The following is a 14,617-nucleotide window of genomic DNA, read 5'->3' on the forward strand; positions in this document are numbered from 1 at the left end:
TTTTTGCCTTTGCTATCTTGCAGTTGGCTACTAGTCTCTTGTCTGAACTACCCTATATTAAGATTTTATTAAATTCTAACTATATTAAACTCTGGCAAGCTGTTATAATACTTAGCTTGTATACATCCTCTTCATTACAACCCCTTGAAAGGTCTGTAATAGGCTTATTTAACCCCTGGATAATTGGTCCCAAAGCTTCAAATCCACCTAGTCTCTGAGCAATCTTGTATCCAATATTACCAGCATCTACTGATGGGAAGATAAATACATTGGCGAATCCAGCAACCTCTGAACCTGGTGCCTTCTGCTTGGCTACTCTTTCAGATACTGCAGCATCAAACTGTAACTCTCCATCTATTGGAAGGTCTGGTGCTAATTCTTTTGCTATCCTAGTGGCATCTTGAACCTTTGTTATAAGGTCGTGCTTAGCTGACCCCTTAGTCGATAAGCTTAGCATAGCTATCTTTGGATCTATACCAAACATCCTAGCCATTCTAGCAGATTCTACTGCAACTCCTGCTAGGCCTTCAGCATCCAATTCAATATTAATAGCACAGTCTGCAAACAGGTACCTAGTGTCGCCTCTTAGCATTAGGAAAGAACCACTTGTTCTTGGTACACCTGGTCTAGTCTTTATAATCTGTAGGGCTGGCCTTACTGTATCAGCAGTAGAGTGAACAGCACCACTTACCATACCATCAACCTTGTCCATATATGTCAACATAGTTCCAAAGAAGTTTCCATTCTTTAATATCTCTCTAGCCTCTTCTTCACTTACCTTGCCTTTTCTTCTTTCTACAAAGGCTGCTACCATCTCATCAAAGTCTGGGTATGTGTCAATATCAATAATTTCTATACCGTCTATATCAAAATTATTTTCTACAGCTACTGACTTTATATCTTCCGGCTTACCTAGTAGGACTGGTACCAATATTCCTTCCTTCTGTAGTCTGGCTGCTGCACCAAGTACTCTTGGCTCAGTTGCTTCAGGTAAAGCTATTCTGATATTTTTACCTTCAATTTGTGCTTTTAATTCGTCAAATAATTCCATTTTCTTCCTCCTGATTACCTATTACTTTTTATATTTACATGCCCTCACAACTACCATCAAGAGAGCAAGTATTTAAATCTATGACAACACGAGTTACGGTTGGCATATATTTTCGACTAGCTCTAAATTTGCCTTCTCTAGACCTTATTAATAAGTAGGCCAAACCTGTAAAGGCAAATCCCACTAGGGCACTCAAGACTTCTAACATACTTGTTACACCTAGTGATTTCAATATATAGTATGACCCCACTGAGCCTATTAAAAGGCCTAATAGTGGTATGCCGTATAGGATGCCCAGGGCTTTCATTACGTCGATTTGGTCCATGCTGACCTCTACCTCGTCTCCTAACTTTGCACCTATAGTATTGTCTACTTCAACTATTATTTCTTGTGACTCTGATGACGAAGAACCTATGCACTTACCACAAGACGCACAGGCAGAGTTTCTCTGCATCTTCATCATAGCAGTTCTTTCATCTATTATTTCTACAATTCTACCTCTTTGATCCATTTTTATACCTCCTCTTATTTGGAGTATCTCACCATTAGTTCAATCATTTCATCAATTAGTTCTTGCTTGTCGTCCTCATTTTGTTCAATGGCTTCTTTTACACAGCCCCTGATATGATTTTCAAGGATCATATTCCCAACGGCATTGATAGCTGACTTGGCTGCAGATATCTGTGTCAGTATATCTACACAGTATCTTTCGTTTTCAACCATACCCTGAATCCCCTTAATCTGGCCTTCTATCCTCCTCAATCTCTTTAGGAGTAGTTCCTTATCATTATTTGGATTCAAGTGTCTATCATCATGATTATTTACTGAATCAATACTCATATCTTATTCCTTATCTTCTATTTCTACCCTTATACTTAGCTCCTTTAACTGGTCATCTTCTGCTATACTTGGTGCATTTGTCATTGGGCAAACTGCGTTCTGGTTCTTAGGAAAGGCTATTACTTCTCTGATATTTTCAGCTCCTGCTAATAGCATTACCAACCTATCTAAACCAAATGCAATACCCCCATGAGGTGGTGTACCAAACTTGAAGGCATCTATCAAGAAACCAAACTTGTTATAGGCTTCTTCATCTGTGAAACCTAAAGCCTTAAACATCTTCTTTTGAATTTCTGCATTAGAGATTCTAATTGAGCCTCCACCTACTTCATACCCATTTAATACGATATCATAGGCTTTTGCCCTTAATTCTAATTTATTTTCTGCAGATTCTAGCTTATCAAGGTCTTCATCCATTGGTGAAGTGAATGGGTGGTGCTTGGCAACAAATCTTCCATTTTCTTCATCTTCCTCAAATATAGGAAATTCTGTCACCCATAATAGGTTAAACTGGTTAGGATCTGCTAGACCCAACTTGTCTGCTACTGCTATTCTAACCTGGCCCAAGGCATCATATACTACAGGGTCCTTATCTGCCACAAACAGTAGTAGGTCGCCTGACTTGGCATCCATAGCTCCTGTTATCTTGGCTAATTCTTCTTCTGTAAAAAATTTTGCTATTGGAGAAGTAACTCCTTCATCAGTAATCTTCATCCAGGCTAGACCCTTGGCCCTGTATGTTTTTGCATGGTCTTCCAGGTGGCTGATGGCCTTCCTAGTAAAGTGATCTGCCCCACCTACTACATTTATACCCCTTACTGAGCTACCTGGCTTAGTAGAGTCGGAAAATACCTTAAAACCACAGTCTGCTACTATATTTGATATATTTACAAATTCTAATCCATACCTAGTGTCTGGCTTGTCAGACCCATACTTATCCATGGCATCTGCATAAGTCATCCTAGGAAATGGTGTAACTATATCTCTGTCAAGGACCTTCTTAAAAATGTCCTTTACCAAACCTTCCATTATCGTCATTACATCATTTTCTTCTACAAATGACATTTCACAGTCTATCTGAGTAAATTCCGGCTGTCTGTCAGCCCTTAGGTCTTCATCCCTAAAACACTTTACTATCTGGAAGTACCTATCCATACCAGACACCATTAATAGCTGCTTGTATAGCTGTGGTGACTGTGGTAGGGCATAGAACTTACCTTCATTTACCCTTGATGGTACAAGATAGTCTCTTGCCCCCTCTGGAGTCGGTTTTACCAAGAAAGGTGTCTCTATTTCACAGAAGTCATTGTCTGACAGGTAGTTCCTAACTACATTCGCTACCTTATGTCTTAGCATCAAGTTCTTCTGCATCTTTGGCTTTCTAAGGTCCAGGTACCTGTACTTTAACCTTAGAGCCTCACTTACTTCATCGTCATCCTTGATGTATATAGGTGGTGTCTGCGATTCATTTAAGACCCTTAGTTCTTCTGCAAATACTTCTATTTCACCAGTTGGTATATTAGGGTTTTTAGACTGTCTCTCTAATACTTTACCCCTAACTCCTATTACATATTCACTACCTAGCTTTTCTGCTTTTTCAAAAGCTTCTTTGCTTACTTCCGTATCGAATACAATTTGGGATATTCCTCCCCTATCTCTTAGATCAACAAAGACTAGTCCACCTAGATTTCTCTTTTTCTGGACCCATCCCATTAATACTACTTCTTTGCCTATATCAGAAGATCTCAAGTCCCCTGCGTAACAAGTTCTCTTCATTCCCTTTAAATTATCCAATGCCTCTACCTCCAAATTATAGTACACTTCTTAGCTCATTAACTAATTCACTGATTTTTATCAATTTCTGGTCACCTGTTTCCATATTTTTCAGAGTGGCCTTATCCTTGTCTAACTCATCATCCCCAATTACAATCGTATACTTTGCATTTATCTTGTTCGAATACTTAAACTGGGCCTTTAGACTCCTATCAAGGTGGTCCTTGTCAGCTGATATATGATTTTCTCTTAAGTCTTTTAGAATACTAAATGACTTCAACTTAGCCTTGTCTCCTATAGTTACCACAAATATATCTGTATGGTTAGGGTTGCCGATTTCAACCCCATTGGCTTCAAGTGTTAACAAGAGTCTTTCTGCCCCTAGCCCAAAGCCTATACCACTATAGCCACTCGGTCCACCGATTTGCTCAACCAGACCGTCATACCTACCCCCACCACATACTGTAGACTGGGCTCCCAGATCGTTTGATATTATTTCAAAAGCTGTCCTCTTATAGTAGTCCAAACCTCTTACTATCTTCTTATCAACCACATATTTTATGTTCATCTCGTCTAAGTATGCTTTTAACTGCTTAAAGTGGTCCTTGCAATTGTCACACAAGTGGTCTGCCATCAATGGTATATCCACTATATTGGCCTGGCAAGTTTCATTCTTACAGTCTATTACCCTCATAGGGTTCTTGTCTCTTCTATCATTACACAGGTCACATAGGACATCAGCCTTGGTTGCTAGATAGTCCTTTAATAGCCTGTTGTATTCTTCCCTACAAACTGGACATCCAACTGAGTTGATAGATACTGTCAGGTCTTTTAGGCCAGCCTCTCCCAAAAACTGCATGGCCAAGGAAATTACCTCTGCATCCAGTGAAGGTGTATCACTACCGATAGCCTCTACACCAAACTGGTGAAACTGTCTCTGCCTACCTGACTGGGGTCTTTCATACCTGAAACATGGTGTGATATAGAAAAGCTTGGTAGGCTGGGTCTCAGCATACATCTTATTTTCGATGAAGGCCCTTATTACACCGGCTGTACCTTCAGGCTTTAGTGTAAGGTCCCTATCCCCCCTATCCTTGAAAGTATACATTTCCTTTTGAACTATATCAGTAGTATCACCTACACCCCTCTTGAAGAGTTCTGTGTGTTCAAATACAGGTGTCCTAATTTCTTCATATCCATATAGTCTGCACAAGTCTCTGAATTTTTCTTCTAAATAATTCCATTTATAGGCTTCTGCAGGTATTATATCCTTAGTTCCTCTTGGTGCTTTTGTTAACATTTTTTGCTACCTCCTTATACTTCTTATCTATCATTTCATCGATTCTAGCTAGATAATGGTCTAGGTTCTTTACATCATCTACTCTTTCTATACGATTTTCATCCAGGTATACAAACTTGGAAACTGCCCCTGCCCCAATAGCATAGTTGGACTGTTTTTCCTCCATAATCTGCATATTGTATAGGCATTCATAGCCAGGTTTTGCATAACCTATGTTTTCCAGGTTGCCCAGCATATGTTTTTGCCTGTACATGTAGTATGGCTTGTAGCCATTTTCCTCCATATAAGTCCTGGAAATATCTATCATTTCAACCATATTCCTATAGTTGGTCAAGTCATTTTTATGGTCTTGCAAATTTATATTTAAGTCTGAAGCCCTCTTAAGTGCCAGTGTATGAACTGTCACACTCTCTGGGTCCAGGTCTATAATTTTTTTCATGGTCTCCTCAACCATGGCTGGACTTTCACCTGGTAGACCCAGTATCAGGTCCATATTTATATTGTCAAAACCCAGGTTTCTTGCCATATGATAGCAGTCCACTATATCTTCAACACTATGTTTCCTGCCAATCCTATCCAGGCTGACCTGGTTCATGGTCTGTGGATTTATACTAATCCTGGTCACACCATGTTTTTTAAGGACTTTTAACTTGTCCCTTGTTATGGTATCTGGCCTTCCAGCCTCAACAGTAAACTCTTTAATCTTCGTCAGGTCTAGGATTTTAAATAGGTTTGTTATCAGGTAATCCATATCCTTGGCCTCTAGACTAGTCGGTGTACCCCCTCCTATATATATGCTTTCGATAGTCTTACCAAAGTCTTCTATAATAGACTCGATACCTCTAGCCTCTTTTAATAGGGTATCAACATATGACTCCCTATGCTGGCCATACTTATCCAGGCTATGAGATGGGAAGGAGCAATACAGGCACCTGGTTGGGCAAAAGGGTATGCTCAAGTAAAGTGATATCTTGTCCTCTGAAGTAGGATATATAAAGGGTCTCTCTCTATTGGCTATATCCATAATCAGGTCTAGTTTCTCCTGAGATATAAGGTATTCTTCCTTCATAAAGTCACTTATTTCCTGGTCGCTTTTTCCTTGGTCCATAAGACTGTGTATCAGCTTTACTGGCCTGATACCAGTTAAAATTCCCCACGGAACATTTGCATCATACTTCTTATTCAAGTAATCAAACATTGACCTTTGTATAAGTCTTTTTGATATAGTCTTAATATCATTATCTATTTTTTTATTTCTTTTTTCAAACTTTTTTTCATAATCTACTAGGTCTATGTCTTGCGAAAGTTCTTTTTCATACAGGACTTGGCCATCCTTAAGAACCTGGCTCTTAGTAAGTATACTCACCCTGTCAGGACCATGGTCTATATCCAATTTATTGACCAAAAGTTCACCCTCTCTATTAACGCCAAAATCTTCTGAGCATTCTATAAAAGAAAACTCAGAAGAGAATAGCTTTAGAAATTCGGATATTTCGTACCTATAATTATGCCCCTGCAATAATATATACATCTATACCACCAATTTCATATAATAATTTTCTTGTTTTTCAATACCTATAGTACTGACTGGCCCATGACCAGGATATACTACTAGGTCATTTTCCATCTTGCTTAATTTTTTTAGGGACTTCAGTATTACCTTGTAGTCTCCACCATAGAAGTCTGTCCTACCTATTGATCCTGCAAATAAGGTATCACCGGTAAACATATCCATACCAATCCTTATACACATGCCACCCTTAGTGTGACCTGGTGTAGCTATAAAGGTAAAAGTATGGTTTCCTACCTTTAATTTTTCCTTATCAGTTACATAAACATCAGCTTCAAACTCTATTCTTCTTCTGAAAAGCTCGTGACTCATGTTCTTGTTAGCATCATTTAGCATTTCTTTTTCATCTTGATGGGCTAAAATCTTAGCACCTGTTAATTTTTTTAATTCAAGGACGTCACCTATATGGTCAGCATGACCATGAGTCAACATTATGTATTTGACATCTAGATTCTTATCCTTTATAAACTTTTTTTCTTCATCTATGCTTAAAGATGGATCTATTACTACTGCTTCTAGAGTCTCCTCATCATAGCAAATATAAGTATTTTCTCCCATCATCATATCTGTAATTGCCTTAATTTTCATCTATATTTAAACCCTTCCTAGAAATTTTTCTTAGAATCAATCAACAAGGTTACCGGTCCATCATTTACCAGTTCTACCATCATATGGGACCTAAACTTACCTGTATGGGTATCGACCCCCATGGCCCTGGCCTTGTCGACAAATTTTTGGTAAAAGTCATCTGCCATATCTGGTCTGGCAGCTTCACTAAAACCTGGACGCCTACCCTTTCTACAATCTCCAAAAAGGGTAAACTGGCTAACAACCAAGAGCTGACCACCTACATCCAAAAGTGATAGGTTCATCTTATCATCCTGGTCTTCAAATATTCTAAGGTTGACTATCTTGTCAACCATATAGTCTATATCCTTAGTTGTGTCATCCTGGCCAACACCCAAGAGTACCATCAGCCCCTTGTCTATTTGTCCTACTAACTGGTTTTCAACCTCTACCTTAGATCTCGCAACTCTCTGTACCACTGCCCTCATTATAGCTACTCCTATCTGCCTTGTACCCTATAGGCTTCTTCTACACCCGGTATATTCTTCATCTTTTTGATAAGCTTGTTTAATTCTTCCATACCAACTACCTCAACTGATAGGTCTATTGTGACACCAATATCAGTACCCTTTCTGGCATAAATTCCAACTAAACCAACCTTTTCATTGGATATAACATGGGTAACTTCGTTTATAATACCCCTTCTATCGTTGGCCTTTAATTGTAGCTCGGCTTCAAATTTTGATTTTATATCCTCTATCCATGATACCTTAACCATTCTTGGAGCATTCTTTTCCTTGTCTCTAAGGACATTCTCACAATCTGTCCTGTGAACTGCTACTCCCCTACCCCTAGTGATGTAACCTACGATTTCATCACCTGGAAGCGGACTACAACACTTGGCAAACCTAACATATATACCATCTAGTCCATCGACCTTTACACCAGTATGCCTCTTTTCAGTCTTCTTAGAAGTATACTTGCTCTTTTCCGGATCAACTATATTATGGGCTACAACCTCTTCTTCCAGGTTAGCCTTCTGTTCTTTTTCTAACTTTCTTTCTTCCCTGGTAATCTCATCCTTTACCTTGTTAACTACATGGTTAGCTACAATACCACCATAGCCTATAGTAGCTAAAAAGTCATCGTAGTCTGGTTGGTTGAATCTGACTGCGACTTCCTTAATGGCAGCCATTACCTTGTTATCATTCCTGCTTAAATTATTTCTTGAAAGTTCCTTGTCCAGGATAGCAAGACCTCTTTCAATGTTTTCTTCTCGCCTTTCCTTCTTAAAGAACTGTTTTATCTTATTTCTTGCATTTGGAGTCTTGACCAGGTTCATCCAGTCCCTACTAGGACCTAGAGAATTTGCAGATGTAAGTATCTCCACTATTTGGCCATTTTTAAGCTTGTATTCTAATGGCACAATCCTACCATTTACCTTGGCCCCTACACACTTATTACCCACCTTGGAATGGATCCTATAGGCAAAGTCTATAGGTGTAGCTCCATTTGGTAATTCCAAAACATCTCCCTGGGGTGTAAATACATACACCTGGGCATTAAATACATCCTCTTTTAGGGCATCTAGGAATTCATATGGGTCAGTTACATCCTTCTCCCATTCCATCATCTGCCTCAACCACTGAAGTCTCCTATCGACATCACTAAGACTATTGTCAGTAACACCCTCCTTGTACTTCCAATGGGCGGCTATACCAAATTCAGCCACATTATGCATTTCATAAGTCCTTATCTGGATTTCAACCGGCTCACCATCGGAACCTATAACTGTAGTATGGAGTGACTGGTACATGTTTGGCTTTGGCATGGCTATATAGTCCTTGAACCTACCTGGAATTGGCTTCCATAGGGTATGGACCTCACCAAGAACTGCATAACAGTCCCTGTCCGTATCCACTAAAACCCTGACGGCTGTCAAGTCATATATCTCGTCAAAGCTCTTATTCTTCTTTTTCATCTTTTTGAATATGCTGTAAAAATGTTTAGGACGGCCGTAAACATCACATTCTACACCCTTATCATCCATATCCTTTTTTATTATAGTTACTATTTCATCTATATAAGCTTCTCTTTGCTCTCTCTTCTTATTAACCCTATTGACAAGTTCATAATATTCATCTGGATACAAAAACCTAAAAGCCAGGTCCTCTAACTCCCACTTGATAGTAGATATACCCAGCCTATGTGCTATACCAGCATATATGTCTAGGGTCTCTTGGGCCTTGTACTTTACCTTATTGCTATCCATATACTCTAGAGTTCTCATATTATGAAGTCTATCTGACAGTTTAATCAGCATGACCCTCATGTCCTTGGCCATAGCCATAAACATCTTTCTTAGGTTGCTGGCCTGAGACTCTTCCTTAGTCATATACTTGATCTTACCAAGCTTGGTAACCCCGTCTACCAGGGCAGCTACATCCTTGCCAAACATCTCTTCTATGTCTGCCTCTTCAAAATCAGTATCCTCTACAACATCATGAAGTAAGCCTCCACATATTGTATCTATATCCAATTCCATATCAGCCAGTATATTAGCTACAGCTACCGGATGAATAATATATGGTTCTCCAGACTTTCTAAATTGGTCCTTATGGGCCTCCTTAGCTAAATTATACGCTCTTACTACCTTATCTATATCAGCATTAGGCGCATATGCTTTTATCTTTTCTATTAAATTTTGTATTCTATCATCGTACATAAAATCACCCCTCATACTAAATATACTGGAAGTTAGTAAGGCTAAAAGAAATTTAAACTCGACTAGTTCCTTTATCTATTAATTATTCACTGTCATACTGGACTAGGGTCTGAACATCATATCCATCCAGCTTGTCCCTGCCATTTAGGAAGGTTAATTCAATTAAAAATTCCAAACATACAACCTGGCCACCCAGTTTTTCTATAAGCTTTACTGCAGCTGCAGTTGTACCACCAGTTGCTAGGAGGTCATCAACTATAGCAACCCTCTGGCCTGGTTTTATTGCATCCCTGTGGATTTCCAGGATATCAGTCCCGTATTCCAAATCGTATTCAATAGTTTCTACCTCTGATGGTAGCTTACCCGGCTTCCTGATAGGAACAAAACCAACTCCTAGGGCATAGGCAACTGGTGTACCAAATATAAAACCTCTTGCTTCCGGTCCAACTATTAGGTCTACCCTCTTCTCTCTTAAGTAGTCTGCCATCCTATCAACGGCCAGCTTAAAGCCTTCTCCATCGCAAATCAAGGTAGTAATATCTTTAAAACCTATACCTTCTTTTGGGAAATCCTGGACATTTCTGATTTTTTCTTCTAAATTCATATATTCCTCCACAGTATCGACCCTATAAATTGTATGTCTTAACAAATTTATTGTAGTCTTCACCTATATATTCAACAATTTTATTTTTTTCTAAATCTAACTTTATATCTGGCCTAGGCAAGATCTCAACATCAATTGAGTCCCTCTCAAAATCAGCCTCATACCTCATCAAATTTTCACTGGCTAGAACCCTTAAAATCAAGTCTAACTTGACTGGGTTGACCCCTGTTACTTCAATTAATTGGCTATATTTTATTTTACCTATATTAATACCCATCAATTTTTTATATACAACAACAAATTCTTTCCTGTCAAATTCAAGCATCCTAAACTTATTTTTCAAGTATTCAAAATCTGATTTATCATAGTTGATAAGCAGGTCAGAATCGCCTATATTTTCCAACAAATTCTTGTATTGTTCATAATTGTCTAAATAGTCATATACAATAATTTTATTATATACTTTTAAGGCCATTTTATCAATATTTCTTGGGCATATAAGGTCTATTTTCTGGTCATAGTATAGATTTTTATCTGACATTGCCCTAAAATACCCATTAATAGTATTCACAAGCATTAGGTTTGACTCTCCAAAGTCTAAAGACTGGTTATTTATAGCTTTTTCTCCTTCAAAGTCTTCTGACTCAAACTTAAGCCTAAATATATCATCTATCCTATTAAGGTCTGCCCTATTTTCTAGACTGGCAAAGTCTTTCCTATCAGATAAGATATCACTCTTATTGGCCCTGCACTTGTCTGGAATCATCATATCGATAATTTCACCATAGTATGGGCTTGGATAGAGACTTTTAGGTTTTGACAGTCTCATATCCTTTAATAACAATTGCAGACTAGTCTTATTGTTAAAGGTGTTTGAATCAACCTGGAAAACCAAGTCAACAAGGTCTCCCTCCTGATAATCTGTCCCCAGATGAGCCATATTAAAACCTATTACGTCAAACTCCATGTCCTTCTCGACCACCATTTTAAGGTGGTTCTTGTCCCTGCCTATTGTCATCAACCTCTTTAACAGGCACTTTCTCAACATAAAATACGGGGTTGGGTTTTTAATGCCAAAAGGCTCTAAAAGGTGGAGGTTTTCCACTAGGTCTAGATTAAGACTAGACTGGTCTATTTCATACTCTACCCTGATTACCTCTACTAAGTCTTCCTGGTCTAGTTCATAGTTGGCTATCTGGTTTATCTTTTCCCTTAGTAGGCCTATCTTGGCCACTTCCATGCTCATACCTGCAGCCTGTTGGTGACCACCAAACTTGGTCATATAGTCCCTACACTCATAAAGGGCTGAAAATATGTCAAATCCCTTTATAGACCTCGCAGACCCTACTGCTATATCCCCTTCCTCACAAAGAAGGATGCAGGGTTTATAGTATTTTTCTGTAACCTTAGATGCAACTATACCTATAATACCATGGTGCCAGTCCTCCCCCGAAACCACTAAGACCTTGTCATCCCTGTATGAAGGATCCTTGGATATTATATCCTCTACTTCCATATGAATCCTAGCTTCTACTTCCTGTCTTTCTGTATTTTTTGTATCCATCATAAGGGCCAAGTTTCTTGCCTCTTGTAGATTGTCACTTGTAAATAGGTCAACACCCAAGTTTGAAAATCCCAGTCTACCTGAGGCATTAATCCTAGGCCCTATTGCAAAGCCCAGGTGGGAACTCTTTATCTTTGTCCCATCTAGTCCACATACTTCTAAAAGAGCCTTCATCCCTATATTATTACCCTGGCCTAAAATCTCCATACCATTCTTTACAATTATCCTGTTTTCATCCAGTATGGGCATTATATCACATATGGTAGCTAGAGAAACTATCTCCAAATACCTATTTATATTTTTATAAAAGTCCTCATTTCCTGATAGGGCATGGATTAGTTTGAAGGCTACACCACAGCCACATATTCCTTCGAAGGGGTATGAACAGTCTTCCCTCTTTGGGTCTACCACTGCATAGGCAGCTGGTAGGCTTTCCTGGCATTCATGGTGGTCTGTTATTATAACATCTATTCCTAGCCCCCTGGCATATTCAACCTCTTTTACAGAAGTAATACCACAGTCTACTGTTATTATTAGCCTGCCATCCTGACTGCCTATATGGTCTATTGCCTCTATATTCAAGCCATATCCCTCTTCCAACCTATTAGGTATATAGTAGTCAACCGGATAGCCTATGGACTTAAAATACAAGACCATAATAGATGTTGATGATACACCATCCACATCATAGTCCCCAAAAATCCATATCTTTTCTTTTCTCGATATAGCCTGCCTTATCCTCTCCACTGCCTTGTCCATATCCTTTAGCAGAAAGGGGTCTCTGAGATACTTCAAGGATGGGTCTGTAAACATCTCTACCTGATCTTGGCTCTCTATACCCCTGTTAAGAAGGATTTGACCTATTTCCTTTGATATAGACATGGACTCCATCAAGTCATTTCTAGATGGCTCCTGCCTATGTAATATATTCCATTTTTTCATCAAAATCCTCCCCTATTTCTTGTTGTGGTAGTTGTTCCTAAATATTAAAAATACCAGGGTAATACCAATAACAAAGGATATCATAAATCCTATTATACTCACATACTTGATCATTATGCTATTTTGTATATTTGATGAAGCCAGTATAAGAGATGAACCTACTATACAGGCTGCTAGCATAATACTCATAGACATCTGAGTTGTGAATTTTTTTATGCTATTATCTAGACTAGGAGATTTTAATTCCCCCAACTCTAGTTTCATGTTATTCTTCTCTAATATAGATAGGATGGTCTTTATCTGACCTGGTACCGTAATCCACTCGTAGTAGTACTCGTCCACATTGGATTTTAATCTTAAAAGGTTCCTCTTAATATCCACCTTTTCTTCCCTATAATACTTCAGGTATGAGTTGGCGATACTCTCTACACTGAAATCATTATATAGGCCCCTAGATGTCCCTTCAAGGGTTATTACAGTCTTACCTAGTATGATAAGCTGTGAAGGCAACTTAATCTTGTGGTTCCTCATAAACCTAAAGACCTCATCCAAGATGTCGGTTATCCTTAACCTATCAAAAGGTATATCATAGTAGTAATGAATCAAATAAAGCAGGTCTCTTCTCAGGCCCTCTGTGTTTATGTCAACTGACATGGCATCCATATCAGTCAAAACCCTGATAATCTTATCAATATTTTTGTTTGTAGAGGCGATAATTAACTGGTTTAGGTAGCCTAGGGTCTTATCGTCTATCAGGCCTATCATACCAAAATCTATATATGCCAGACGACCGTCATCCAGTATATACATATTGCCCGGGTGGGGGTCAGCATGGAAGAAACCACAAGTCATGGCCTGCCTAAAAAATGACCTCACACTTATATCTACTATCCTCTTTTTTTCCTGGTCATCAAGGTAATGTTGGTCTAGCTCAGACAAGCATACGCCCTCAATCTTTTCCATTACCAGGATCTTCTTACTCGTATAGTCACTAAATATCTCAGGTATAAATACCTCACTACTATTTTTAAATATCTTACCTAGTTTGACCCCATTTACTGACTCAAACTTGTAGTCTAACTCTCTTAAAAGCTGGATTTCCATTTCCTTGATAAGTTCTTCAACATCTAGGTTAAAGTCTTTTTTAATACTATTTAGGCTGGATGCAATGTTCTTCAAAATACTTATATCCGCCTTTATAGTCGACTCTATTCCTGGCCTCTGAATCTTTATAACGACCTTTCTACCATCAAGGAGCTTGGCCTCATAAACCTGACCAATCGATGCCGCTGCTATCGGGTCTTGACTGATATAGGAAAATACCTGGTCTCTTGGAAATCCTAATTCTTCATCCAATATAGCCATGGCCACGTCATTGTCAAACATCTCTACATTGTCTCTCAGCTTGCTTAGTTCGCCTATTATTTCATCGTCAAAGATATCCTTCCTTGTACTTAAAATCTGGCCTATTTTGATGTAGGTAGGTCCTAACTCCTCTAGGGCGCACTTAAGCCTTTGGGCAGTTGTCATAGACTTGCTCTTGATACTAGGACCATGTCCAACTACCTTGGCAGTCATGGAATCCTTGTTAAGCCTGTCTACGATAAATCCAAATCCATATTTAATTAAAACACCTGCTATTTCCTTATATCTGCCTAGATATTTGTAACTTATCCTCATA

Annotated in this window: 12 protein-coding genes; all 12 read right to left on the minus strand. The window is 38.7% G+C overall.

The annotated features are described in order from the left end of the window. Window positions 1-79: 79 nt before the first annotated feature. Window positions 80-1,051 (minus strand): phosphate acetyltransferase, encoded by a 972-nt coding sequence (gene pta / locus HMPREF0634_RS03885; RefSeq protein ID WP_007789246.1) that lies wholly within the window; start codon window positions 1,049-1,051, stop codon window positions 80-82. 34 nt (window positions 1,052-1,085) lie between these two features. After that, complete coding sequence (locus HMPREF0634_RS03890; RefSeq protein WP_007789252.1) at window positions 1,086-1,562, minus strand: SoxR reducing system RseC family protein; 477 nt, start codon at window positions 1,560-1,562, stop codon at window positions 1,086-1,088. Window positions 1,563-1,576: 14 nt separating this feature from the next. Further along, a complete protein-coding gene (locus tag HMPREF0634_RS03895; protein ID WP_007789250.1) occupies window positions 1,577-1,891 on the minus strand; it encodes a metal-sensitive transcriptional regulator in 315 nt (104 codons plus the stop codon). Window positions 1,892-1,894: 3 nt separating this feature from the next. Then, window positions 1,895-3,685 (minus strand): aspartate--tRNA ligase, encoded by a 1,791-nt coding sequence (aspS, locus tag HMPREF0634_RS03900; protein ID WP_007789208.1) that lies wholly within the window; start codon window positions 3,683-3,685, stop codon window positions 1,895-1,897. A 16-nt stretch (window positions 3,686-3,701) separates the two neighbouring features. Beyond that, entirely contained in the window at window positions 3,702-4,964 is a 1,263-nt protein-coding gene (gene hisS / locus HMPREF0634_RS03905) for a histidine--tRNA ligase (RefSeq protein ID WP_007789204.1), read from the minus strand. Beyond that, window positions 4,936-6,495 (minus strand): coproporphyrinogen dehydrogenase HemZ, encoded by a 1,560-nt coding sequence (gene hemZ / locus HMPREF0634_RS03910; protein WP_007789238.1) that lies wholly within the window; start codon window positions 6,493-6,495, stop codon window positions 4,936-4,938. The genes hisS and hemZ overlap by 29 nt, the downstream gene beginning before the upstream one ends. Beyond that, window positions 6,496-7,122 carry an MBL fold metallo-hydrolase gene (locus HMPREF0634_RS03915; RefSeq protein ID WP_007789218.1) on the minus strand — a complete coding sequence of 209 codons (627 nt, stop codon included), beginning with the start codon at window positions 7,120-7,122 and terminating at the stop codon, window positions 6,496-6,498. Window positions 7,123-7,139: 17 nt separating this feature from the next. Then, window positions 7,140-7,589 carry a D-aminoacyl-tRNA deacylase gene (gene dtd, locus HMPREF0634_RS03920; RefSeq protein WP_007789211.1) on the minus strand — a complete coding sequence of 150 codons (450 nt, stop codon included), beginning with the start codon at window positions 7,587-7,589 and terminating at the stop codon, window positions 7,140-7,142. Window positions 7,590-7,600: 11 nt separating this feature from the next. Continuing rightward, window positions 7,601-9,826 carry a RelA/SpoT family protein gene (locus tag HMPREF0634_RS03925; RefSeq protein ID WP_007789253.1) on the minus strand — a complete coding sequence of 742 codons (2,226 nt, stop codon included), beginning with the start codon at window positions 9,824-9,826 and terminating at the stop codon, window positions 7,601-7,603. A gap of 82 nt (window positions 9,827-9,908) precedes the next feature. Further along, window positions 9,909-10,430 (minus strand): adenine phosphoribosyltransferase, encoded by a 522-nt coding sequence (locus HMPREF0634_RS03930; RefSeq protein WP_007789222.1) that lies wholly within the window; start codon window positions 10,428-10,430, stop codon window positions 9,909-9,911. 22 nt (window positions 10,431-10,452) lie between these two features. Further along, window positions 10,453-12,936, minus strand: a complete 2,484-nt coding sequence (gene recJ / locus HMPREF0634_RS03935) for a single-stranded-DNA-specific exonuclease RecJ (RefSeq protein WP_007789206.1) — start codon at window positions 12,934-12,936, stop codon at window positions 10,453-10,455. Window positions 12,937-12,948: 12 nt separating this feature from the next. Next, on the minus strand, window positions 12,949-14,616 hold the full coding sequence (locus HMPREF0634_RS03940; RefSeq protein WP_007789235.1) for an ABC1 kinase family protein: 1,668 nt from the start codon (window positions 14,614-14,616) through the stop codon (window positions 12,949-12,951). Between the last annotated feature and the right edge of the window lies 1 nt (window position 14,617).

Source organism: Peptostreptococcus stomatis DSM 17678, assembly GCF_000147675.1.
Taxonomy (GTDB): Bacteria; Bacillota; Clostridia; order Peptostreptococcales; family Peptostreptococcaceae; genus Peptostreptococcus; species Peptostreptococcus stomatis.